This window comes from Luteibacter jiangsuensis (genome assembly GCF_011742555.1).
Lineage (GTDB): Bacteria > Pseudomonadota > Gammaproteobacteria > Xanthomonadales > Rhodanobacteraceae > Luteibacter > Luteibacter jiangsuensis.
The window spans coordinates 202,678-225,118 of the sequence record NZ_JAAQQR010000003.1; the positions used below are offsets into that span (position 1 = coordinate 202,678).

General features: G+C 67.6%; 16 protein-coding genes. 9 read left to right on the forward strand and 7 right to left on the reverse strand.

Translation table 11 applies throughout. The annotated features are described in order from the left end of the window. Positions 1 to 6 precede the first annotated feature (6 nt). Both HBF26_RS07740 and HBF26_RS07745 read right to left on the reverse strand, forming a co-directional pair. Complete coding sequence (locus HBF26_RS07740) at positions 7 to 1,698, reverse strand: alpha/beta fold hydrolase (RefSeq protein WP_167124742.1); 1,692 nt, start codon at positions 1,696 to 1,698, stop codon at positions 7 to 9. Between the two features lie 104 nt (positions 1,699 to 1,802). Beyond that, complete coding sequence (locus tag HBF26_RS07745; protein WP_167124744.1) at positions 1,803 to 3,980, reverse strand: glycoside hydrolase family 3 N-terminal domain-containing protein; 2,178 nt, start codon at positions 3,978 to 3,980, stop codon at positions 1,803 to 1,805. Between the two features lie 336 nt (positions 3,981 to 4,316). Here HBF26_RS07745 and HBF26_RS07750 point away from each other — a divergent pair, with 336 nt between their 5' ends. From HBF26_RS07750 to lanKC, 6 genes are all read left to right on the forward strand, one after another. Next, a complete protein-coding gene (locus HBF26_RS07750; RefSeq protein WP_167124746.1) occupies positions 4,317 to 5,081 on the forward strand; it encodes an ABC transporter ATP-binding protein in 765 nt (254 codons plus the stop codon). Then, entirely contained in the window at positions 5,078 to 7,441 is a 2,364-nt protein-coding gene (locus HBF26_RS07755; protein ID WP_167124748.1) for an FtsX-like permease family protein, read from the forward strand. The genes HBF26_RS07750 and HBF26_RS07755 overlap by 4 nt, the downstream gene beginning before the upstream one ends. A 19-nt stretch (positions 7,442 to 7,460) precedes the next feature. After that, on the forward strand, positions 7,461 to 8,837 hold the full coding sequence (locus HBF26_RS07760) for a sigma-54-dependent transcriptional regulator (protein ID WP_167124750.1): 1,377 nt from the start codon (positions 7,461 to 7,463) through the stop codon (positions 8,835 to 8,837). Continuing rightward, entirely contained in the window at positions 8,728 to 10,200 is a 1,473-nt protein-coding gene (locus HBF26_RS07765; protein ID WP_167124752.1) for a sensor histidine kinase, read from the forward strand. Before HBF26_RS07760 ends, HBF26_RS07765 begins: the two co-directional genes overlap by 110 nt. A 199-nt stretch (positions 10,201 to 10,399) precedes the next feature. Next, a complete protein-coding gene (locus HBF26_RS19750) occupies positions 10,400 to 10,534 on the forward strand; it encodes a hypothetical protein (RefSeq protein ID WP_275690570.1) in 135 nt (44 codons plus the stop codon). Between the two features lie 68 nt (positions 10,535 to 10,602). Continuing rightward, a complete protein-coding gene (gene lanKC, locus HBF26_RS07770) occupies positions 10,603 to 13,278 on the forward strand; it encodes a class III lanthionine synthetase LanKC (protein ID WP_167124754.1) in 2,676 nt (891 codons plus the stop codon). On the opposite strand, the gene HBF26_RS07775 is transcribed toward lanKC, so the two are convergent. The 5 genes from HBF26_RS07775 to HBF26_RS07795 all read right to left on the reverse strand — a co-directional run bounded on the left by HBF26_RS07775 (position 13,273) and on the right by HBF26_RS07795 (position 20,116). Beyond that, complete coding sequence (locus HBF26_RS07775) at positions 13,273 to 15,579, reverse strand: TonB-dependent receptor (protein ID WP_167124756.1); 2,307 nt, start codon at positions 15,577 to 15,579, stop codon at positions 13,273 to 13,275. The genes lanKC and HBF26_RS07775 overlap by 6 nt on opposite strands. Positions 15,580 to 15,622: 43 nt before the next feature. Further along, a complete protein-coding gene (locus HBF26_RS07780) occupies positions 15,623 to 15,976 on the reverse strand; it encodes a DUF2946 family protein (protein ID WP_167124758.1) in 354 nt (117 codons plus the stop codon). Between the two features lie 134 nt (positions 15,977 to 16,110). Further along, the gene (locus HBF26_RS07785) at positions 16,111 to 17,703 is read right to left on the reverse strand and encodes an MFS transporter (protein ID WP_167124760.1); all 1,593 of its coding nucleotides are present in this window, start codon (positions 17,701 to 17,703) and stop codon (positions 16,111 to 16,113) included. Then, positions 17,700 to 19,127, reverse strand: coding sequence for an efflux transporter outer membrane subunit (locus HBF26_RS07790; protein WP_167124762.1), 1,428 nt, complete (start codon positions 19,125 to 19,127; stop codon positions 17,700 to 17,702). Before HBF26_RS07790 ends, HBF26_RS07785 begins: the two co-directional genes overlap by 4 nt. Next, a complete protein-coding gene (locus tag HBF26_RS07795; RefSeq protein ID WP_167124764.1) occupies positions 19,124 to 20,116 on the reverse strand; it encodes an HlyD family secretion protein in 993 nt (330 codons plus the stop codon). Before HBF26_RS07795 ends, HBF26_RS07790 begins: the two co-directional genes overlap by 4 nt. A 148-nt stretch (positions 20,117 to 20,264) precedes the next feature. Here HBF26_RS07795 and modA point away from each other — a divergent pair, with 148 nt between their 5' ends. Genes modA through HBF26_RS07810 form a run of 3 tightly spaced genes read left to right on the forward strand, consistent with a single transcriptional unit; the run spans position 20,265 to position 22,365 of the window. After that, the gene (modA, locus tag HBF26_RS07800; RefSeq protein WP_167124766.1) at positions 20,265 to 21,011 is read left to right on the forward strand and encodes a molybdate ABC transporter substrate-binding protein; all 747 of its coding nucleotides are present in this window, start codon (positions 20,265 to 20,267) and stop codon (positions 21,009 to 21,011) included. Positions 21,012 to 21,016: 5 nt separating this feature from the next. Beyond that, positions 21,017 to 21,691 carry a molybdate ABC transporter permease subunit gene (gene modB, locus HBF26_RS07805; RefSeq protein WP_167124768.1) on the forward strand — a complete coding sequence of 225 codons (675 nt, stop codon included), beginning with the start codon at positions 21,017 to 21,019 and terminating at the stop codon, positions 21,689 to 21,691. Next, positions 21,688 to 22,365 (forward strand): ATP-binding cassette domain-containing protein, encoded by a 678-nt coding sequence (locus HBF26_RS07810; protein WP_167124770.1) that lies wholly within the window; start codon positions 21,688 to 21,690, stop codon positions 22,363 to 22,365. Before modB ends, HBF26_RS07810 begins: the two co-directional genes overlap by 4 nt. The last annotated feature ends 76 nt before the right edge of the window (positions 22,366 to 22,441 follow it).

Below are 22,441 nucleotides of genomic sequence, written 5' to 3' on the forward strand. Positions count from 1 at the left end.
GCGTCCTTAGAGTTCGTCATGCACGGCCGGGGCGGGCGCGGGTGTCGGGGCAGCCGTGGGGCGGCGCGGGGCATTCGGCATGACGTCCGCGGCGTTGCCTTGCGTGCCGTAGCACGTGGCCACACGCGTCGGTGTGTCAGGTAGCGCGCCCGTCAGCAGGTAGTTGGCGGCCGTACCCTCGATGCATGGCGAGAGGGTGAAGTTGAACAGGCCGTGGACGTTGGAACCTCGCACCATCAGAAGGCGCGCGTTCGGGAAGCGCTCCAGCACGTGTGCCGCGCCGCTCGGCGGGGTGGTGTCGTCATTGTCGGATTGAAGCATGAGGAACGGCGGCACCTGCTCCAGCAAGGCAAGGTCCGGTTGCCGGGCCGTGGATCCCCCCCATTGCAGACACATGAGCTCCTGCATGGTGGTGTCGCCCGTATAGCTCCAGTAGCGGCCGGCATCCGCCTGCGCGCCCTCGCGGATGTCCTGTTCACTGCGTACCCAGGGAATGTCGTTGCAGACGACGATGGACCGGACGGAATCTCCCTCCGGAGAGTCGGCGAACAGCGGGGTGGTTCGCGGCGGGGCATACAGCTTTGTCGCCAGTAATCTGGCCGCGAGGCGGATCCTCTCGGCCATTCCGGCATCGGGGGTGATCGGCGCCCGCTGTATGAGCGCTTCCATGGCGTCGTAGCTGGGCGGGCGCGCGTCGCGCCACCACGGTGCAACGAGCAGAGCGGCAGCAAGCTCCACGGGGGATTCCATCCCCGCGAACCACACCTCCCGGATGCGAGAGGGGAGGTGGGCAATGGCGGAGGCCACCGCCTGAGGGTCCCTGCCGAAGCCGAAACGCGCGGGATTGTCGAGTACCGGCTGCACGACTTCCCTCTGGATGGTGTCGTGCCTCGCCCTCAGGTTAAGGCGCACCGCGGTCACATAGTCGTGGGTGAAGTCGAGGGTGGAGTCCAGGAGCATGCGGCCCGTGTTCTGCGGGTAATTTGCCGCATACCAGGCGGCGATCATGCCGCCATAGGACGCACCATAGATGTGTATGCGTGCGTCGCCGAGCGAGCGACGGACCATGTCCATGTCGTGCACGTGCTGCTCGGTATTGACGTAAGGGGCGTGTGCGGGCGCGGCGCACGCCCGCACCACCGAAGCCGCGGCAACGGTCATGAAACCCCAATTGACGTCATCCAGGTGCGTCGGCACATAGGCATGGGCGCCCGGAAGCCCGTCGAGGCAGCGGACTTCCGTGCTGCCCACCAGGCCGCGCGGATTCACCGCGACGACGTCGAAGCGGTCGGCGAGGAGGCGTTTGCTGCCCTCATGCGGATCGCTTGCGTCGGTGTCGGCCCAGCCGTTGACGATGGAACGAAGGAACCTCCCCGGATGGATGCCGGGACCGCCGGGATTGAAGAAGATCGATCCTTCGCGCTGCGACGGAACACCCGCGCGCACGCGAATGACGCCCACGGCAAGTGTTCGTCCGTCACGAATCGCATGGTCGAGCGGCGCCTGGATCGTGGCGCACTGCAGACGGTCGCGAAGGCGGCCGGGCGTGCTGCCCACCCAGGCATCCGGACAGGTGTCCCAGGCGATCGGCAGGCTGGGAACGGGAGCGGCATAGGCTGCCGTGGCGTGGGTTGTCTCGGATGCGGCGAGGATGCCGAACATCCCCGCCGCTATGGCTAGCGTGCGTAATCGGAGCATGCGTGTGTTCCTTCGACGAAAAGGAACACGATGCTAGGTAACGCTTATTTTCCGTCGTATCGGTGCAGCGCTCCGCAGCCCGGTGCCAGGGCCTACATGCGTCGTCAGCAGTCGCGGAGCGTGAAGCTCGCGGCGTCGCCTGTGGCGGACGAGCCGGCGATCCACACCAGGAATTCGCCGGGCTCGGCTTCGAACGTACGGCCGTCGCGATGCGTAAACGCGAGATCGGCACGCGTGAGTTCGAATGCCACGTCTTCCGAGGCACCGGGACCGAGCAGGATCTTCCGGAAGGCTTTCAGTTCGCGCACAGGGCGAACGCGACTGGCCACACGGTCGTGAATGTAGAGCTGCACCACTTCTTCGCCGGCGATGTCGCCGGTATTGGTCACGTTTGCGGACACGACGATGGTCTCGTCCCAGCCCACCGTCGCGGCGACGCGCGGTGCGGAGTAGGCGAAGCGCGTATAGCTGAGACCATGCCCGAACGGGTACAGCGGCTCGAAGGTGACTTCCCGGTAGCGTGCCTTGAAGGCGGGCGGCTGGTCGGGCAGTTCGGGGCGACCCGTCCGCGGATGGTTGTAGAAATAAGGCTGTTGCCCGGAGTCCTGGGGAAAACTGACCGGCAGGCGCCCGGACGGGTTGTAGTCGCCGAACAGCACGTCGGCAATGGCGGGGCCGGTCTGGCTCCCGAGGAACCAGGTCACGAGGATGGCACCGGCTTCGCGCACCGCGCCGGTCAGTGCGAGCGCCCGTCCGTTCTTCAACAGCACGACGACGGGCTTGCCGGTGGCGGCCACCGCCTCGGCCAGTGCCTGCTGCGCGGCCGGCACGACGATCTGTGTGCGCGACTGCGCTTCGCCGGAGTAGTTCTGCGGTTCGCCGATGGCCAGAAGCACGACGTCGGCGCGGCGCGCGGCGGCCACGGCCGCCTCGATGCCGCCCTCCAGCGGAGCCTCCAGGCCCGAGCCGGCCACCACTTCCAGTGTCGAGGCGTCCGCCAGGGCGTCGCGCAGGCCGCGCTCGATGGTCACGTGCCGGGCCGCGTCACCGAACAGCGTCCAACAGCCTTCGAGGTTTTCGGTATCGGCGCCGAATGGGCCAATCAACGCGATCTTCTGGCCGTTCTTGCGCAACGGCAGCACGCCCTCGTTCTTCAGCATGACGATGGATCGGCGCGCGGCGTCGCGTGCCAGCGCCGCATGATCGGCATCGTGCGAACCGTCGGCCTCCGCGGCGGGATCGAGCGAACGATACGGGTTGTCGAAGAGGCCGATGGCATCCTTCACCGCGAGCACGCGGCGCACGCCTTCGTCGAGCACGTCCATCGGCACCGCGCCGGATTCGACGAGCGCGGGCAAGTGTGCTGCGTAGAAGCCGCTTTGCATGCTCATGTCCACGCCGGCCAGGAACGCGAGCCGTGTCGCGTCGCGTTCGTCTTCGGCGAAACCATGCGCGATGAGTTCCATGTCGGCCGTGTAATCCGACACAACGAGCCCGCGAAACCCCCACTCGCCACGGAGGATGTCCGTCATCAACTCGCGATTGGCCGATGCCGGCACGCCGTTGATGTCGTTGAACGCGCTCATGAAGGTCAGCGCGCCCGCGTCCAGCGCGGCCTTGAACGGTGGCAGGTGGACGTCGCGCAGCGTCTGCGGCGAGATGTCCACGGTGTTGTATTCCATGCCGGCCGCGACGGCGCCGTAGGCGGCAAAATGCTTGGGCGTGGCCAGCAGCGAGTCCCCGGCCGTGAGGTCCGGACCCTGGAAGCCACGCACGCGGGCGGCGGCGAACGCCGAACCCAGCACCACGTCCTCCCCCGCCCCCTCGGCGACGCGGCCCCAGCGCTGGTCGCGCGCGATGTCCACGGCCGGGGCGAACGTCCAGTGCACGCCCGCGGCGGTGGCCTCGATGGCCGTGGCCCGCGCGGTGCGCTCGGCCAGGTCCGGCTCGAACGAGGAGGCTTCGGCCAGGGGGATGGGGAATACGGTGCGCATGCCGTGGATGACGTCGGCGCCGAACAGGAGCGGGATGCCGAGCCGGCTCTCCTCCACGGCCACGCGCTGCGCCTCGCGACCCTCGGCAGCGCCCACGCCGTTGAACAGCGCGCCCACGCGTCCTGCCCGGACCTGTTCGAGAACGTCGGCTGCCCCCCGTGCGTTCACCTCCGGATTGATGTCCGGGGCGAACGGACGCACGGCATCGGCGAACACGCCCAACTGGCCCACCTTCTCGTCGAGGGTCATTCGGGAGATCAGGTCTTCGATGCGGGGATTGCGGTTCATGGGGCTGGCCTTGGGACGAGGCGACGGGGGAATACGCGTCAAGCGGACAAGGATACCGGCATCGGGTACGCAAGTGCGCACGTAAATGACGTTACAGGTAAACGTTTACGTCCTTGGGGCCCAAGACGTGCAGGAGACGTCGGCACGCGGCCCCGGCCCAGCTTTCGCATGAGCGGCGCCTGCGGCCCGGCATGGGCAAATCGGCAGGCGATGCACGGCGACGTAACTATCGTTACGTCTTTCCGGCAACATCGGGAAGATTGCTATTGGAGACGGGTTCGGCGGCCACGACAAGCCATCACGCTGCGTTATGTTGACCCCATACGGAGTCGCGCGATGCAGTGCTTCACCCATCCAACGATCATCGAGATGCGAGGCGTCGGGAAAGCATTTCCCGCCGGCTCAGCCGACTGTCACGTGCTGACGGACATTCACCTGAATGTGCGGCAAGGCGAATTCGTCTCGGTGGCCGGACCTTCGGGCTGCGGCAAGACCACGCTCCTGTCGCTGATGGGTCTGCTGGACGTGCCGACGAAAGGCGAACTGCGGTTCGCGGGTCAGCCGGTGCAGCATCTGGGGCGCGCGCAGCGTGCCATCCTGCGCAACAGGCACATCGGGTTCGTGTTCCAGGCTTCCAACCTTATCGAGGATCTGAGCGTGGCGGAAAACGTTGCGCTGCCCCTCTCGTTCCGAAAGGGCATTTCGCGGCACGAGAGCCGGCGTCGTGTTCGGGATGCGCTGGCGGGCGTCGGCATGGCGCATCGCATGCGCTACTACCCGTCCCAACTCTCCGGTGGGCAGAAGCAACGAGTTGCCGTCGCGCGCGCGCTCGCCGGCAATCCGACCATCCTGCTGGCGGACGAACCGACGGGAAACCTGGACCTCAGGAACGGCGAAGCCGTCATGTCGCTCTTCTCGCGCCTGCATGCGGAGGGGCGGACGATCTGCATGGTGACTCACGACGAACGTTTTGGCGCCATGGCCGAGCGCACGGTGCGCCTGTTGGACGGACACGTCGTCGACGAGAGCACGCACCAGCAGCGGCTCGCCGAATCGGAATCGGGCCTCGACCAGTACAGTCTCGGCGAGCCCGTGCAGTGAAGTGGCGCCCGCAGGCTTCTCGCGACGCGCATGCGCTCGCGCGCTGGCCGGCCTTCATGTTGCTGGCTTCCGGAACGCTGTCGCTGGGAGTTGCCGCCGCGATCGGCGGGGTCACGCTGCTCGACGCCGTACTGCAACCCCCGCCTTGGCCGAACCACGAGCGGGTGGCGATTTACGGGCGCCGCACGCCCGACGACCCCATGCGCGCGATGTCGCCGCAACTGTACGATGCCGTTGGCCAACCGGCGATGGTGCTGTCACGTGGGATCGCACGTATTCCCGAAACGGTGAACGTCGTTGCCGGCCGGCACACGGAAATCCTTCGCGCCCAGCGGGTCGACACCGGATTCCTTCACACGCTCGGCGTGGCTCCCTCAGGCACCACGGACGGCGGGATGGGCCATGGCGCCCTGGTGTCTGAAGCCCTGCGCGCTCGCCTGGCGGACATCGCACCGCAGGTTGTCGGACAGACGATCGTCGTCGACGGGTCGAATGTCGAGATTCGCGGTGTGCTGCCTGCGGAATACCGCTTCTTCTCCGACGTCGATTTGCTCCTTTCGCTCGACCCGTTGAACGGCTCGACGGCGCTGGATGGCAACATGACGGCCGTGGCGCTGTTGTCGTCCGCGAGCGACATCCGCCCGTTTTCGGCCCGCGTGCTGCGTGCCGCCCGCGACATTGGCCCGGACCCGCATGGTGAGGACGTCCGATGGAGCGGCGCCACTCCGATAGACGATCTGGTGGCGTACCGCGCGCGCGCGCCCCTATGGGGCTTTGCGCTGTCGGGCGTGCTCGTACTTGCCGTGGCCGGGATGAATGTCTCGCAGCTGATATCGACGCGCATGTTCGCTCGCATCGACGAAACGGCGGTGAAGATGGTGTTCGGTGCGAGGTGGGAACCCTGGCGATCGGCGGGGTTCGATGCCCTGGCCGTGGGCGTCCTCGGCTTCGCCGTGGGCCTGCCCGGCGGTACGGCGCTGGTGCGCCTGTTCAAGCCATTCATTCCTCCCGCATGGCTGGTCTCGGCGGCCCCCATGGCGCCCGGCTGGCGCGTGCTGTCGGTGGTGGCGGCGATGACGTTCGTCGTGCTCGTCCTGGCGGCCGTCATCGGGGCGGCACGCGTGATGGGTCGCCTGCGCCATCGGGAGCGCACGATGATGAGCGGCGCCCCGGCCATGCGTGTGACAACCGGCTGGACGGCTTCCGCACTGGTTCTCGCCCAGGTCGCGTTGGCGACCTTGCTCGTCTCATACGGCATGATCGCAGTGTCGCGGGCATGGCTACTGGCCGGTACATCTCCGGGTTTCGACACTGCGGACGGCGTGGTGGTGGAACTGCATCCCCCGATGGGCGCATATCCGGAGTTGAGCAGTGTCGTTCGGCTGGCCGATGCCATCCGTTCGACGGTATCGGCATTGCCGGGCGTGGAAGCGGTGGGTTGGTCGAGCGACGTCCCGACGGGAAGGGGTTTCCGCATGCCCTTCCTGCGTCGCGGCGGCGGCAGCCGGTTCATACCCTTCGCGGTGGTTTCGCCTGGCGGAATCGAGGCCATGGGCCTGCGGTTGCTCGCCGGCCGAACCGTCGTCGAAAGCGACGGCTCCGATGCCCATCCCGTCGCCATGGTGAACGAAGCCTACGTGCGTGCGTTCGGCAGCCGCGGCATCGGCGGTTTCGTCCGGCCAGCGGGCCGGGGCGCGCGCGAGGCCCGTATCGTCGGCATTGTCGGCAACACCCGGCGCGACGCGAAAGGCGCTGCGGCACCGGCGGTCTATGTTCCTCTCGCGCAGGTCGATCCGCACGTCTTCGCGTTGATGCGCCAGCTGCAACCCTTGTTCGTCGCGATCCGGGGGCCCGCCGCCGCCACGGTTGCGAGCGACGCACTGCCGTCGATCGTCGGCGAAGCCGCACCTTCGCTTGCGCTGTCGCCGCCCGTTCCGCTCGAACGGATCGCCGACGCGCCGCTGGCAGGAGCACACCGGGATGTCGCACTCTTTGCCACGCTTTCAGGCGTTGCCGTAAGCCTGACCGCGGCGGGCCAGTATGCGATGCATTCCGTGGAGGTCGCCGCGTCACGCTACGCGTTGAGCCTGCGCATGGCTCTTGGTGCCACCCCCGGCCAGCTCCTTGCCCATGTGGTCCGGAAGGCGTTCCGCGTGGCCCTGAGCGGTATCGTCCTGGGCCTGTTCGGCACGTGTGTCATGCAGCACTTCTCGCTCGGAATGGTCATGCCCGCAGGTACCGCTATCGGCGTGTCCATGGCTGCGGCCCTTGTCATGGTGTTCGGGACCCTGGTTGCCGTGGCCGCGCCCGCGAGCCATGCGGCGGCGCTCGAGCCTTGGCGAGTGCTCCGCAGCGATTGAAACGTGGGGAGTGGCAGGTATGTCCAGAGGTCAAGAATCCGCAGCGCCGGTGCTCGTCGTGGACGATCATCCGGACGTCCGACTTGCGCTACGCATCCTGTTGCAATCGGAAGGTATTCCGTCGGTCGACGTCGGCTCTGCGGCCGCGGCGCTGGACGCCGTGGCACGGACCGAATTCGCCTGTGCCGTCGTCGATCTCAACTATGCATCGGACACGACGTCCGGGCTCGAAGGTCTGGAACTCGTCACCCGTCTACGTCAGGAAGACCCGGAACTGCCGGTGGTGACCATGACGGCCTGGGGCAGCATCGAGATCGCCGTGCGCGCCATGCGCCTCGGCGCATCCGATTTCATCGAGAAGCCCTGGAACAATGCTCATATGGTCCACACCATCCGCACACAGATCGCCGTGCGCCGGATGCAGGAGGAAAACCGGCGATTGCGGGCGGAGGCTGCATTGTCGCGGGAGGCTGGCGACATGCTCCGGATCGGCGAGTCCTCGTCCATGCGGCGCGTATTGGACCTGATCGGCCGCATAGCCGGCGGCGAGGCCAACGTGCTTGTGCTCGGCGAGAACGGTACCGGCAAATCGCTGGTGGCGCGCGAGATCCACGCCTTGTCGCCCCGCGCGGAGCACCCGGTCATTCGCGTCGACATGGGTACGCTGCCGGAGTCGCGCTTCGCCGAAGAAATGTTCGGAGAAGATCTGCCTACTTCACGTCCCGGCCGGTTCGAACTGGCTCACGGAGGCAGCCTCATCCTCGAGGAAGTGGGAAGCATCCACCCGCTCCAGCAGGCGAAACTGCTTCGCGTCGTGGAAGAGGGGGAACTTGAACGTTGCGGCGGCATGCGCACGCGGCGCGTGGACGTACGTGTCATATCCACGTCGAATGCCGATCTGGAAGCTGCCATCCGCCATGATCGCTTCCGTCGCGACCTGCTCTACCGGCTCAATGCCATGCAGGTGCGCCTGCCGCCACTGCGCGAACGGCAGGAAGACATCGTACCCCTGGCCCGTCACTTCATCCTTCGCGAATGCCGTCGGCGGGGACGTGGGGCGATGCTGCTGACGCCGTCGGCCGAGAGGGCACTTCGTGGCTATGCGTGGCCCGGAAACGTGCGCGAACTCGAACACACGATCGAACGCGTGGTGCTGTTGACCCCGCATGACGGGATCGATGCCGATGCCCTGTCGCTGCAACGACGCGCGGACGAACCCGTGGTGCTCGACAGCCTCACTCTCCCCGAGGCCGAAGAACTGCTGATCAAGCAGGCGCTCGAACGCCATGGCCACAATCTGCAAAGGGCGGCCGAGGCCTTGGGTATCTCCAGGCAGGCCCTGTATCGCCGTCTCGAAAAGTTGCGGGCCCGGACCTTTCTGGCGCCGATCACCTGAAAGCTCAATCAACCTCCCTTTCGTCGGGATCACCTTGAACCTCGACGCGCGTTCGACCAACCTGGCCTCCGGAGCGATGCCTGCCGTCGGTATCGTGCTTTTGCCCGTGGCTGCGATGGGCGGAACGCTCGTCGTCGTCGAGGGCCTGTCCTGGCAACTTCGGCTGGGCCTTTTCAGCTTGGGCATGTCGCTCACCCTCGCACTGGCCTGGGTCATTGGAGGCCGCATGTTGCGCACGCTGGGCACGATAACCGAACTGCTCGGCGCGCTTAGCGAGGGAGACTTTTCGCTCCGGGGACACGTACGGCCGGGAAGCGATCCCCTGCAGGGGATCGTGGCAGACGTGAACCTGCTGTCCGACGCCCTGAGTAAAGCACGGCGCAAGCGCACGGAAACCTCGCGCTTCCTGAGCAAGACGGTCACGGCCCTGAAGGACCCGGTGTTCGTTGCAGATGATGAAGGGAAACTGCGTCTGATCAACGCGGCCGCGCGAACCTTGATCGACGCGGAGAGCGTTGCCGTGCTCGGCCGCGATCTCGACTCCCTAGGGCTCACGGAGGCTTTCAATACTCCGGACAACGCCATCTTCCATGGTCGCTTCCCGGGTGGCGAAGGGCGATGGGCCGTGCGCCAGGTGGCATGGCGCAGTGATGGCCGCGAGCATCGCCTGGTCATGCTGCGTGACCTCAGCGCGGCGCTGGGGCAGGAAGAACGCCGCGCATGGCAAAGGCTCATCCGCGTGCTGAGCCACGAGCTCAACAATTCACTGGCTCCGATCGCATCGTTGGCGGGCAGCCTCGCCAGCCTTCTGGAGGATCGACCCGCAGAGGAAGTGCGCACCGATTTGCACATCGGTCTCGACGTTATCGGGCGGCGCGCCGATTCGCTTGCGCGTTTCCTTTCCGGATATGGCAGGCTGGCCCGCTTGCCGCCGCCGCAATCGACTTTGTTCCGCCTCGATCTCGCATTGTCCCGGCTGGCGCTACTGGAGCGCCGGATCGATGTCGTCGTCCTCGGCAGGGAGCCTGTGGTGCTCTACGGCGACGAAGACCAGTTGGGCCAGGCATTCATCAATCTCGTGCGCAACGCCGCGGAAGCGGCACTGCCGGTTCGTGGCGGAGTGCGCCTGGATTGGGTCACCGAGGGGCGGCGGATCCGGGTGGTTGTGGAGGATGACGGCATGGGTCTGCCTGATAGCGACGCATTGTTTGTGCCGTTCTTCACCACCAAGCCCGATGGATCGGGCATTGGTCTCAGCCTGACACGTTTGATCGTCGAAGCTCACGGTGGCACGGTCGAACTGACGAACCGGCCCGGCGCTCGCGGCGCGATCGCCACGGTACGGCTTCCGTTGCCCTATTGAGCCTGCGCTGTCCGTTGCCGGACACGACTGTCCGTTTCCGGACATGTCGGTGACCGTTTTCGATACGGACCTTGCAAAAAATTGAATTTCAGGCGACCGAAAACGAAATCCCCGCGAATTTCATCTTGAGCATGCAAGTATCCGGCGCCTAGATTCGCGCGGCGCAAAGGGCGCGCACGAATCGATCATCGAGGACGACATGAACCGGATACTGGAACTGCAACTCCTGCAAGTCGACAACGCGTCGCAGAACGAGACGAACGAAACCAACTACAGCACCTGCAGCCACAGTGCCTGCTCGACGGCGAACGGTGACGGATTCGAGGATCTCTGAGACGCGGGGACGGTGTCGGGAGAGCACCGTCCCGGTCGCAGGGCGAGGACTTTCGGGGAGCGCGCAGCATGGAGCGGTACACGGAACTGTTGCAGTACACCGCCGTCGATCGGGAATTCTTCGAACCCTACGGCAACCGCGAGATCGACCTCGCCGACTTCGCAGAGCCCGTGCAGCGCATCCTTCCCGCCACGTGGACGATGCAACGCGCCGGCATATGGATGCACTGCCAGCCACCCGGGGTCGATCTACCCGACCAAGGCTGGAAAATACATGTCTCCAGCGTGGCATCCACCGCACGTATCGTGCTGTCGATTGCCGCGGCGACGCTCGCGGTCTCGCAGACCGCCTTCAAGTTCGCTGCCGACGCGCGCATGCTCGCCGCGATCAATGGAAAGCGCTGGCCGCGCGGCGGATCCGGGAAGTTCATCACCGTGTATCCGGTCAACGTGGATGACTTCCGCCGCATCATCGACGACCTGCATGTGGCGCTGTCAGGCTACGTGGGGCCTTACGTCCTCACCGACCGACGCTACCGCGATTCGCGCGTGCTCCATTACCGCTATGGCGGTATCGCGGGCCCATACCGCACTACCGCGGACGGTCGGCGTGAGTATGTTCTCCGCTCACCCGACGGGGGCCTGGAGCCAGACGAGCGCAAGCCACACTTCCACCTTCCCACCTGGCTGCGCGATCCGTTTCCCGAGGAAGGCACCGACACCAGAGAGCGGCACGCCCACCTGGGTGGCGGCCGCTTCCGGGTTCGCCACGCGATTTCCTTTTCATCCGCCGGCGGCATCTACCTCGGTGACGATCTCGACGCGGGCCGCCGCGTGATCATCAAGGAAGCGCGCCCTTACATAGGCGGCGGCGACACGGCGGTGGCGATGCTCCGCAAGGAATTCCGTCTGCTGCGCCATCTGGCGCCGCACGGAGTCGCCCCCTTGCCCGTGGCGCACTTCCGGGACTGGGAGCACAGTTATCTCGTCGAGGAATACATCGAGGGCGATACGCTTCGCCACTGGCTTGCACGACGGTATCCGTGGTTGAAAACGCGGACGACGCGTGATGACGTACGCCGTTACCTCGGGGAATTCGCCGCGGTTTTCACGCGGTTCGCCGAGGCGCTCCAGCTGGCGCACGGCGCAGGCGTGTCGCTGGGCGACCTTTCGTTCCACAACTGTATCGTCACGCCACAGGGCGACATTCGCCTCATCGATCTGGAGACAGCGGTCGAGGAGGGCCTGGATCTTCCGGCGGACGTACGCACGCCCGGCTTCGCTTCGCCACGCCCGCTGCGCGATCATCCTGACGGCGCGCGCGCCGAGGACGCCTACGCTTTCGGCGCCAACCTGCTGGCCGCGATCATGCCGATGAACGCCATGCTGCCCCTGGATCGTCAGGCAGCGGCGCGATTCGTGCGCCGACTGAGCGAAGACCTCGGTTATCCGCACGAACTCGGCGCCATCATCGCGTCCCTGCTGGACACCGAGGCCACGAGGCGCACCTCGCCGATAGTGGCGATGGAGCGCCTGCGGGCCGCACTGGACGCCCCGTCGACGGCCCGCCCCACCGTGAGCCACGCACCCCCGCCGGACCATGCGGATGCCCTCTTCGCCTACGTCGACGCGATGGCGAGACGGGCGCGGCCGGATCGGTATGTCCCCGCAGGGCCCGAAGTGTTCCAGACCCACCCCTGGGGCGTGGCGCATGGCGCGGCAGGTGTGCTGCACGCCTACCTGCGTGGCGGCCGGAAGGCGCCGGAGGGACTGCTCTCGTTCGTTGCCGATGGCGCACGGCGGAGGCGTGACCGCGGCACGAATCTCATGCACGGCGACGCAGGCATCGCATGGGTGTTGTTCGAGGCGGGCGAGGGCGAGCTGGCGGCGGATATGCTGCGCGACCGGATGCCGGACACCGGCCTTTGCGAGCGTGCCGGATGGCACGACGGTCTGGCCGGGTGGGGTCTTTCACGGATCAAGGCATGGCGCGAGACGGCGGAAGAAGGCTTTCTTGCCGCCGCCGCCGAGGCGGGCGAAGTGCTGCTCCGGACAGCGGTGTCCGGTGACGGTACCTTGTGCTGGCCAGTGGGCGACGTGCAGCCGGTCGGTCTTGGTCATGGGGCCACCGGGGTTGCGCTCTTCCTTCTCCATCTGCACGTTGCCACGGGCGACGAGCGCTTCATGCGTGCCGCCGACGCCGCGCTGTCGTTCGACCTTGCCCAGCGCGGCAGCAATCCCGATGGCGATCCCACGTGGCCGAAGCAGGTCGGCGGCGCCACGACGTTCCCCTATCTCCGGCACGGTACGGCAGGCATTGTCGCGGTGGCGGCGCGCTTCCATGCATGCACCGGTGATGCGCGGTACCGTCATGCCGTCCGCGGCGCCGAGGCCGATCTGATGCGCCGGCATGCGATGTCACCGGGCCTGTTCGAGGGCCTTGCCGGCATTGGCGAAACCCTGCTGGATCTTGCAGGGATGTTTCCGGACAGCGCCGCAGGGTATCTGGCAGCCGCGTGTCACATCGCACGCGGCATCGAGCCATTCCTCGTCCCGCGGCACGAAGGGCTTGCCGTGCCAGGCGTCGAACTGCTGCGCCTGAGTTGCGATTTCGCCACCGGCAATGCAGGCGTGGGTGCCTTCTTCGATCGCCTCCATCGCGGTGGTCCTGCGTCCTTCATGCTCGACGAGCACCTGTCGCTCGCTGCATGGAGGCCGGCGGCAGGCGTGGTGTTGAACTCATAGGTGAAACTTTGCCTCGACCAGCCAGGTTCGGGACGGGTAGGGGTAGTACACGTAGTAGCGCCGGTTGGTGAGGTTATCCACGCCTGCGCCGAGGTCCACGTGGTCGTTCGCTTTCCAGGTCACCTTGGCGTCGAAGGTCAGGAAGTCGCTTGCGCCGCCGAATGTGTCGGGGTTCACGTCGCTGTGGTCGAGGGTGTTGTACTGCCGCCCGGAGTAGCGCCCCGCCAGGGTGAGTGCCAGGCGTTCGGTCGCGCGCCAGGTGGCCACCAGGTTCGCGCGCCAGCGCGGGATACGGTAGAACTGCTTGCCTTCGGAGGCGGGGTTGCGGCGATTGCGTACCGTGGTCGCCTGGGTATAGGCCGCGTTCGCCGTGAGGTCGAAGCCCTGCCAAAGCACATCGCGCGCATCGTAGCTGGCTTCGGCACCGCGGGTCCGCACCAGCCCCACGTTCTGCACGTTGGTGACGTTGGGAAACACGGTGGTGTCGGTCTGGCTGAAGAGCGTGTTCCTCGTGTCGCTGCGGAACACGCTGAAACGTGCCACGCCGTTCTCGCGATACCACTCCGCCGACAGCTCGCGCGACAGGTCGTTCTCCGGCTTCAGGTTCGGATCGTTGTTCACGAGCGCGATGCCGTTGAACGTGCCCTGGAACAGCTCGTTGACGGTGGGGAAACGGTACGCGCGGGCCGCGGACAGGCGCAATAGCACAGTGTCGCTGGCGGACCACGCCAGCGAGGCTTTCGGCGAGGTGTGCGATTCCTTGCGTTCCGGGTAGCCGATGCGCGCCGTCGCCGTCGAACGCATGCCACCGAAGGCGCGCCACTGCTCGTAGCGCGCACCCACGGTGAGTCGCCAGCGCTCCGCCAGCTGCCATGCATCCTGCAGGTAGACGGCCTGGGTCTGCGTGCTGCCGCCATTGCTTGCGGTGAGCGGACCGGCGGCCCCGTTGCGCCACGCATCCAGCGAATAACTGGCGTTTGCCAGCCGGTATCCATCGTAGTGGTAACCGAAACTCACGGTATGCGTGTTCGTTCCCGTTTCCGTCGGTGTGTGGCTGGCGCGCAGGTCCAACGTACGCCAGCGGCTGCCGTCACCCGCCGTGAGCAAGCCCACGTCGTCGTAGGTCACTGCGGAGGCGACACGGTCGCGATTCCGGTCCATGTCGAAGTACGACACGTTGCCCTCGACGTTCCAGCCAGAGTCCTTATGCGTGCCCAGCGAGAGGCCATAAAGGTAGTTGCGGCCCTGACGCGTGCTCGGCGCGAAGTAGTTCGCCGGCAGCGTGTATTGCCTGCCGTCGATCGTGACCGGGCCCGACCACACGGGCTGTCCCTGCGCGTCGCGCAGGAACGTGTCGGTACGGTGCGACAGATCCTGCTTCCAGTAGCCCGCCGTGAATGCGCCGGTAAGTTCGTTGGTGAAGTCGTAGGTGAGGCGCACATGCGCTTCGTCCTGGCTCGTGGCTTCCTGTCCCTCGCTGTTGATGCCGACCACCTGCCGGGGCAACCCGTTGGCGCCGGTATCGGCGATCGCTCCCGTCACGGGGCGGGCAAGACCCGGGCGCGCCGAGGTGGACTGCGTGGCGTACACCAGCGGCTGGCCGTTCGCCTTCAGGTGCGACACGCCGACGAGGAAGGCGAAGCGACCCGAGCGGTTGCCGAGGGTGGCCGCCTGGCGGCTGCCGCCAAAGTCGCGGTCCACGCCGTATGTGTCGACGTGCTGGGTAAACGCCTGCGCCTCGGCGGTGACTTCGAGCCTGTCCGGCATGCGCGTGGTCATGAGCACGGTGGCGCCGATGGCGTTGCCCGGGTAGAGCGCGGAGTAGGCGCCGTAGATCACGTCGACGCGCGCGAGGTTCCCCGGAAACGCCATGGACCAGCGCGGCGGGTTCGCCCAGTTGTTGCCGAGGAGGTTGGAGAGGAGCAGGCCGTCGAGGTAGACGAGTCCACGCGCGCTCTGCTGGTTGCTGGTGCCCCGTACGGAAAACGTGGCGTTTTCGTCACCGACGAAACGCTTCCGGATGCCGAAGGCGGGCAGGTACTTCAGGGCGTCCTCGGTATTGACGATGTTGAGATGGTCGAGCTTCGCCGCGCTGACGGTTTCCACTGCGGCCGGCATGTCGGAGTCGACGCTGCTCGCGGCATGCGTTGCCGAAACGCGTACCTCGCGTAACGTGGTGGCGCGCTGGGGATCGCTGGCTGGGTTATCGGGCTCGGCGGCATGTGCGGCGAGCGAGGTGGCGCCCATGGCACAGGCGATGGCGCGCGCAAGCGCGCGCCCATGGAGGAAAGGCAAGGGCATGACAAAGGTCCAATGTCGTTGGCGTGGGTCGGGATCGGATCGATCAGACTCGCGCGGACGGCGGACCTCGGGCGGGAGCATGGATGAGAGGGATGGACGGCGCGGCGCGCCCTGCCGGCGCGGCGCCCGGCATGTGTTTCAGCGGCTCGAGCGCATGACCGACGAAGACGCCGCCCGCCATCGCGGGCTGCTGCGCGAAGAGCGTGCAATAGCCGCAGGCGGCGTCGCAGTCCCCTCCGTTCCGCGGCGCTTCCGGCATGGACGCGTGATCCATGTCGTGGTGGTGCATGCCGGCCATGGGTGCGGACGCATGCGCATGCGCGTGCATCGCCATCGTGCCGAGCGCGCGCGACGTGGTGGGGGCGAGCACGATGAGCCAGGTGGCGACGAGCGCCATCCAGTTCCACCATGATGTTCGCGCCGGGCCTCGTCGCACCGGAATCACCCTCGTTCAACCCTGGACATGGGTCCAGGGATCATCGCACGACCCCGTGTGAACCCCATGCGACATGGTGTCGCTGCGCTCGTGGCCTACCAGGGGCGGGGCGGCACTGCCGGAGGCGGCGTGCCGATGGCCGGTGCCTCACGCAGGCACAGCACGAGACAGACTCCGAGCAGGCCAACGACCGCCGCCAGCAGGAAGCCATCCAGCGCGGAAAGCGTGTATGCCTGCGCGCGCACCGCGGCGGCCAGCAGCCCGATCCCGCGTTCTTCGGCACCGCCCGTGCCCTGGGTGAGAGGGGTCATGGCCTTTGCATAGCTCGCGATCCGCTCCATGGTGACGGGATCGCCGTTGGCCACATGCTCGCCGATCAGGTACGAATGCCACTGTTCCGCCTTGCGCGTGAACAGGATCAGCACCGACGTGCCCAATTGCCCGCCGAAGAGTCTCGCCGTCTGGATGATCGCGCCGAACGTGATGCCGTCGGCGGGCCCGAGGTGGTGGCCGAAGAAGTAGATCACCGCCGTGAGTTCCAGCGTCTCGCCCATCGCCTGGAGGAGCAGGGCCACACTGAAGTTCGATTCCACCCACTGCGAGGTGATGCCGGTCGCCAGCAGGAAGCCGGCGGTGGCGATGGCGAGCCCCGTGCCGATGGCGAAGCGGGGTTCGATGCGGCCGAGCATCCAGGCCACCGTGGGGGCGATCACGAACTGGGGCAGAGCCACCCACAGCAGCGCGTTGCCCACCTCGAGCGGACGCAGGCCACGTACCTGGATGAGGTAATTGGCGACCAGCGAATTGCTGGCCGTCACGAGGAAGCGCGTCACCAGCACCAGCACGATGAGGACGATGACATTGCGCCGGGCGAGCAGTGCGAAATCGAGACTCGGCGTGTCCAGGGTGGATTCGTGCAACAGGAAGAGGCCCAGCGCGATGACCCCAAGCGCGAGGAGCGTGACCACGAGTGTCGACGAGAACCAGTCCAGCCGGTCGCCCTGGTCGAGCGCGACGAACACGAGCGTGAACCCGGCGGCGCCGAGCAGCATGCCGCGGAAGTCGCCATGGCGGAGGTAATCGTGGTCGATGGGCAGGCGGCGCAGGCCGAACCAATAGAGGACGAACAGCGGGCCGGCCACGACGGTGTTCTGCCAGAAGATCCAGTCCCAGGTCACGTGCTCCACGTACCAGCCTTCCAGCGAGGAGGCCACGTTCAACCCGAGGATGATGTTCATCGCGTACGCCGCGAGGCCCCATGGCCACAGCGTTCGCGGCAGGCTCGTCAGGATGAACGAAGCCGTCAGCGGAATGAACGTTCCCGAGCCGAGCCCCGCCATGACCTGAAGCAGCAGGAACGTGCGCAAGTCCGGCGCCAGGGGCAGCAGGAACTCGGCCACGCCGTAGACCACGCAACCGACGAGAAGCACCCGGCGTGGCGTGAAGGCGCGCCCCAGGAAGATGGCCAGCGGGCCGATCATCATCTGCGCCGCGGAAAACGCGGTCGGAATCCACGCGCCTTCGTCGAAACCCGCCCCGATCGCGCCGCGCACGTCGGCGAGGCCGATGGACGTCAGGCGGGTCGTGAGTGTCGTGGTCACCGCACCCACCAGAACCGCCGCAATGCCGAGCCACGGCAGGGGAGCCGGCGGTGCCGGCGCGGCGACGGCATCGGCGCTGGCATTCATCGCGGCGCTCCGGCGGACGCCACCGGCTGGCGGGGTACCGCATCGCCTTCCTGCCATCCGCCGCCGAGGGCCTTGATCAGCGCCACCGTGGCAAGGAGGCGCTGCTGGTCGTTCTGGATGGCGGCGCGGCGGCTTGCCAGCGCCTGCCGTTCCGAATCGACCACTTCGAAATAACCCGCCAGGCCACGGTCGTAGCGCGAACGCGACACCTCTGCGGCGGAGGTCGCCGCATCGACGGTCGCGGCCAGCGCCTCGCCCTGCTCGCGCAGCCAGCGCGCGTCGCTGAGGGCATCCTGCACTTCCCGGAACGCGACGATGCCACCCTGCCGCCAGTTCGCCAGGGCGCCGCGGTATGCCGCTTCGGCCGCCTGCAGGTTGGCGCGGTTGCGGCCGCCGTCGAAGATCGGCAGGCGGACGACAGGGCCGATCGACCACGCACGGCTGTCGCGGCCGGTAAGGTCGCCGAGGCTGTCGCTGGCCACGCCGCCCGCCGCGGTCAACCGCACCTGGGGGAAGAACGCGGCTCGCGCCACGCCGATCCGGGCACTGGCCGCCGCAAGCGCACGCTCGTCCGCGGCGACGTCGGGGCGCCGTTCGAGCAAGCTGGACGGCAGACCGGCAGGTACGTCGGGCAGTACGGGCGTCCATGCGCGCGCGGCCAGCGTGAAATCCGGCGCGTTGCGACCTTCGAGTACCGCGAGCGCGTGCTCGAGGTTGTCCCGGCGGCGCCGGGCATCGGCGAGGTCGGCCCGCGTCTGCGCGAGGTCGGCGCGGGCGCGCAGCACGTCCAGATCGCCGACCACGCCGGCATGCGCACGTCGCTCCGCCAGCCGAAGCGCGTCGTCGCGCAGGCTTACCGTGCGCACCAGCACCTCGATGTCGCGGTCGGTGCTGCGTAACGAGACATACGTGGAGGTGGTGGTCGCAGCGAGGCTGAGGCGGACGGCGGCCACGGTATCCGCGCTGCCTTGCACGTCGGCACCCGCGGCTTCGACGCTTCGTCGCACGCGCCCCCAAAGGTCCACTTCGTAGGCGACGTCGACGGGTACGCGCCACAGCGTGGTTTCGAGTTCGGGGAGGCGGTTGTCCACGGTGCTCGACGTCCGTGCACGCGCATAGGCCGGATCCAGCGAAACGTCCGGAAACTCGTCGGCACGTGCCACGCCGAGCAGGGCACGGATGCGGTCGTGCCGCGCAAGCGCGGCGGCGAGGTCCTGGTTGGCGGCAAGCGCCGCTTCGACATGGCGATCCAGTTCCTCGTCGCCGAACAGGGTCCACCAGCGGTCCGGCAGAGGCGCGCCCGGCGCGGGTGCCTCGCGCCAGGCGTCGGGCGGTGCGGTATCGGGCCGCCGGTAGTCCGGCCCGACGACGCAACCCGCGAGTGCGGCGACAAGCAGGCACGGCAAGGCGGCGCGTATCGTCATGGCCTGTCGTTTCCGCCGGCGCGGATCCGCACCACCGTCGACAGGCCCGGTGCCAGCCGTTCGCGGTAGCGGCGCAGGTCGTCGGCCGCGAAGAGGATCTTCACCGGCACGCGTTGCACCACCTTCGTGAAATTGCCGGTGGCGTTGTCAGGGGGGAGCAGCGCGAATTGCGAACCCGAGGCCGGTGAAATGCTGTCCACCCGGCCTGCGAAGCGTACGTCGGGCAGGGCGTCTACGGTCATGTTCGCGACGGTGCCGCGGCGAATGCCCGCCAGTTGGGTTTCCTTGAAATTGGCCACGACCCACACGTCGTCCGACACGATGGAGAGCAGCGTCTGGCCGGCATTCACACGCGCGCCGACCTCGACGGTGCGGCGGCCGACGTAACCGTTCACAGGCGCGATCACCTTGGTGTAGCCGTATGCCAGCTGTGCGTCGTGCAGGGCGGCTTCTCCCGTCGCCACCTGGGCCTGTGCCGACTCCCGGGCAGCCATGGCGGCCACCTTGCGCGCGGCGGCGCTCGCACGATGGGCCACCGCGGAATCGGCCGCCGCCTTCGCCGCATCGTATTCCTGCCGGGAGATGCCACGCGGGGTTTCATTCACCAGCTCCCCGGCGCGGCGCAAGTCCAGCGTCGTCTTCCTCACCGATGCGTCGGCGGCGGCGATGGCGGCGGCGGCCTCCGCCACTTGCGCCTCCGCGCTGGCCACCTGGCCCTTCGCCCGGGCGATCTCGGCGCGGGCCTGCTCCACGCGCACGTCGAAGTCGCGGGTGTCGAGCTCGAGCAGTACCTGTCCCGCCAGCACGTGCTGGTTGTCGTCCACGTGCAGCGCCAGCACGGTACCGGTGACGCGTGGCGCGACCGGATGAATGCGGCCGGTCACGTAGGCATCGGTGGTCGTTTCGGTACGGTCCAGCCAGAAGAAAAGGAAGACGGCCAACGTGCCGAGCACGAGCATCCCCCCGACGATGCGCAACGCGTGTTTCATGCAGAGCGTTCCTGACGATAGCCCGTCACGCTGCCACCATGGCGCCCCGTTAGCTTGGCGATTCCTGTGTCGCGGCACGGCGGTTTTCACGTTGACCTGCCGCTATATAGGTTCCTATATTGCGGTCCTTCCCTTCCGGAACCGGCCCATGCGCCTTCGCCTCTTCGTCGCGCTGATCCTGCTCGCCGGGTCACCGCTGGCCGGTGCCGCCGATCTCGTCGTATCGGCGGCTGCCAGCCTGACCGACGCCTTTCGTGCCACCGCCCGGGCCTACGAGACGGCCCATCCCGGCACGCACGTGGTGCTGAACTTCGCGGCGTCGGACGTGCTGCTGCGCCAGATCGTCAATGGCGCGCCGGCGGACGTCTTCGCTTCGGCCGATCAGGCGGCGATGGACAAGGCCGTGGCCGCGAACGCCGTGGAGCCGGCGTCCCGCGTCAATTTCGCACGCAACCGGCTGCTGCTGATCGTCCCGAAGCCCCCGCGCGTGGCAGTCACGTCGCCCGCTTCCCTCGCCGAAAGCGCGGTGCAGCGCGTGGCCTATGGCGATCCGGCCTCGGTGCCGGCGGGCCGCTATGCGAAGGCCGCGCTGGAAGCGTCGGGCCTGTGGGAAACCGTGTCCGCCAAGGGCGTACTGGCGCAGAACGTGCGCCAGGCGCTGGATTACGTCGCGCGGGGCGAGGTCGATGCGGGCCTGGTGTTCGCCACGGACGCGGCGATGATGCCCGATCGCGTGCAGGTGGTGGCCACCGTGCCCACCACCACCCCGGTCACCTATCCCATCGCCGTCGTCGCCGGCTCGAAGCAGGGTGCGGAAGCCGCATCGTTCGTCGCCTTCGTCACATCGGACCAGGGCCGGCGGATCCTGGCCCGCTACGGTTTCGGGGCGCCCTGACGGTCATGGACCCACTCTGGGTGCCGCTCGCGCTCACGCTCAAGGTGGCCTTGTGGGCGACCGCGATCAATCTGGTGCTCGGCGTTGCGGTGGCATTCGGGCTCTCGCGCTGGCGCTCGCACATGCGCGAGGTGGTGGACTCGGTGCTCACCCTTCCGCTGGTGCTGCCGCCGACCGTGCTGGGTTATTACCTGCTGGTGCTGCTGGGCCGGCGCGGCACGTTCGGCGCGTGGCTCGATCGCCTGGGCATCGAGCTCGTGTTCACCTGGCAGGGCGCGGTCATCGCGTCGACGCTGGTGGCCTTTCCCCTGGTGCAGAAGGCCGCGCGAGCCGCGTTCGAAGCGGTGGATCCGCAACTGGAGGACGCAGCACGCGTGCTCGGGTTGGGCCGCGCAGCGACCTTCTTCCGCGTATCGCTTCCGCTCGCGAGCCGCGGTATCACCGCCGGCGCGCTGCTCGCTTTCGCGCGGGCGATGGGCGAGTTCGGCGCGACGCTGATGATCGCGGGCAACCTGCCGGGCCGCACGCAGACACTTTCCGTGGCGATCTACGCCGCGGTGCAGGCGGGTGACGATCGTTCCGCGGGCGTCATGGTGGCCGTCACCTCGATCGTCTGTGTCGTGGCGCTGCTGCTGGCCGGCTGGCTGGCGCCGGACCACCTGCGGAAAACGCGGCCATGAGCGTCGACGTATCGATCCGCAAGGTGCTGCGCTCGGGCGACCGCCATTTCGAGCTGGACGTGACCTTCGCGTCGAACCACCGGCGGATCGTGCTCTTCGGCCATTCCGGCGCGGGCAAGAGCCAGACGCTGCGCGCCATGGCGGGGTTGCTGACGCCGGACGCGGGGCATGTACGCGTCGACGGCGCCACCTTGTTCGACGCATCCGCGGGGGTGAACCTTCCGCCGCGCGAGCGCGGCGTCGGATATGTCTTTCAGGACTACGCCCTGTTCCCGCATCTCACCGTGGCGCAGAACATCGGCTTCGCGCTGGAGGGCGGCTGGCTCAACCCTCGCCGCCGGGCCCGCGGCGAGCGGGTGCGCCGGTGGATCGACATGTTCGAACTCGGTCCGGTCGCAGAGAGCCACCCGTCGCGCATCTCCGGCGGGCAGCGGCAGCGTGTCGCACTGGCGCGCGCGCTCGTGGCGGAACCGCGGCTCGTGCTGCTCGACGAGCCCTTCGCCGCGCTCGATCCCGCACTGCGCGCGCGCATGCGCAGCGAACTGTGCGCGTTGCAGGCGCGCCTGGACCTGCAGATGCTGGTGATCACGCACGATCCGGCGGACGTCGAAGCGCTGGACGGCCACACCATCGAACTGCGCGACGGGCGTGTCGTGACGACGGCACGCTTGTAGGAGCGTGCCCCGCGCGACATGTTTTCGGGCCAGTCCCCAAGTGGGCGCGCCAGCTCCCGGTCACGGCCTCAAAACA

Bases quoted from the DNA above. Each gene is read 5' to 3' on its own strand.
- HBF26_RS07740 (WP_167124742.1), bottom strand. From the start codon at position 1,698: ATGCTCCGATTACGCACGCTAGCCATAGCGGCGGGGATGTTCGGCATC.
- HBF26_RS07795 (WP_167124764.1), bottom strand. From the start codon at position 20,116: ATGAAACACGCGTTGCGCATCGTCGGGGGGATGCTCGTGCTCGGCACG.
- HBF26_RS07785 (WP_167124760.1), bottom strand. From the start codon at position 17,703: ATGAATGCCAGCGCCGATGCCGTCGCCGCGCCGGCACCGCCGGCTCCC.
- HBF26_RS07810 (WP_167124770.1), top strand. From the start codon at position 21,688: ATGAGCGTCGACGTATCGATCCGCAAGGTGCTGCGCTCGGGCGACCGC.
- modB (WP_167124768.1), top strand. From the start codon at position 21,017: ATGGACCCACTCTGGGTGCCGCTCGCGCTCACGCTCAAGGTGGCCTTG.
- modA (WP_167124766.1), top strand. From the start codon at position 20,265: ATGCGCCTTCGCCTCTTCGTCGCGCTGATCCTGCTCGCCGGGTCACCG.
- HBF26_RS07780 (WP_167124758.1), bottom strand. From the start codon at position 15,976: ATGGCGCTCGTCGCCACCTGGCTCATCGTGCTCGCCCCCACCACGTCG.
- HBF26_RS07775 (WP_167124756.1), bottom strand. From the start codon at position 15,579: ATGCCCTTGCCTTTCCTCCATGGGCGCGCGCTTGCGCGCGCCATCGCC.
- HBF26_RS07750 (WP_167124746.1), top strand. From the start codon at position 4,317: ATGCAGTGCTTCACCCATCCAACGATCATCGAGATGCGAGGCGTCGGG.
- HBF26_RS19750 (WP_275690570.1), top strand. From the start codon at position 10,400: ATGAACCGGATACTGGAACTGCAACTCCTGCAAGTCGACAACGCGTCG.
- HBF26_RS07765 (WP_167124752.1), top strand. From the start codon at position 8,728: ATGGCCACAATCTGCAAAGGGCGGCCGAGGCCTTGGGTATCTCCAGGC.
- HBF26_RS07745 (WP_167124744.1), bottom strand. From the start codon at position 3,980: ATGAACCGCAATCCCCGCATCGAAGACCTGATCTCCCGAATGACCCTC.
- HBF26_RS07760 (WP_167124750.1), top strand. From the start codon at position 7,461: ATGTCCAGAGGTCAAGAATCCGCAGCGCCGGTGCTCGTCGTGGACGAT.
- HBF26_RS07790 (WP_167124762.1), bottom strand. From the start codon at position 19,127: ATGACGATACGCGCCGCCTTGCCGTGCCTGCTTGTCGCCGCACTCGCG.
- lanKC (WP_167124754.1), top strand. From the start codon at position 10,603: ATGGAGCGGTACACGGAACTGTTGCAGTACACCGCCGTCGATCGGGAA.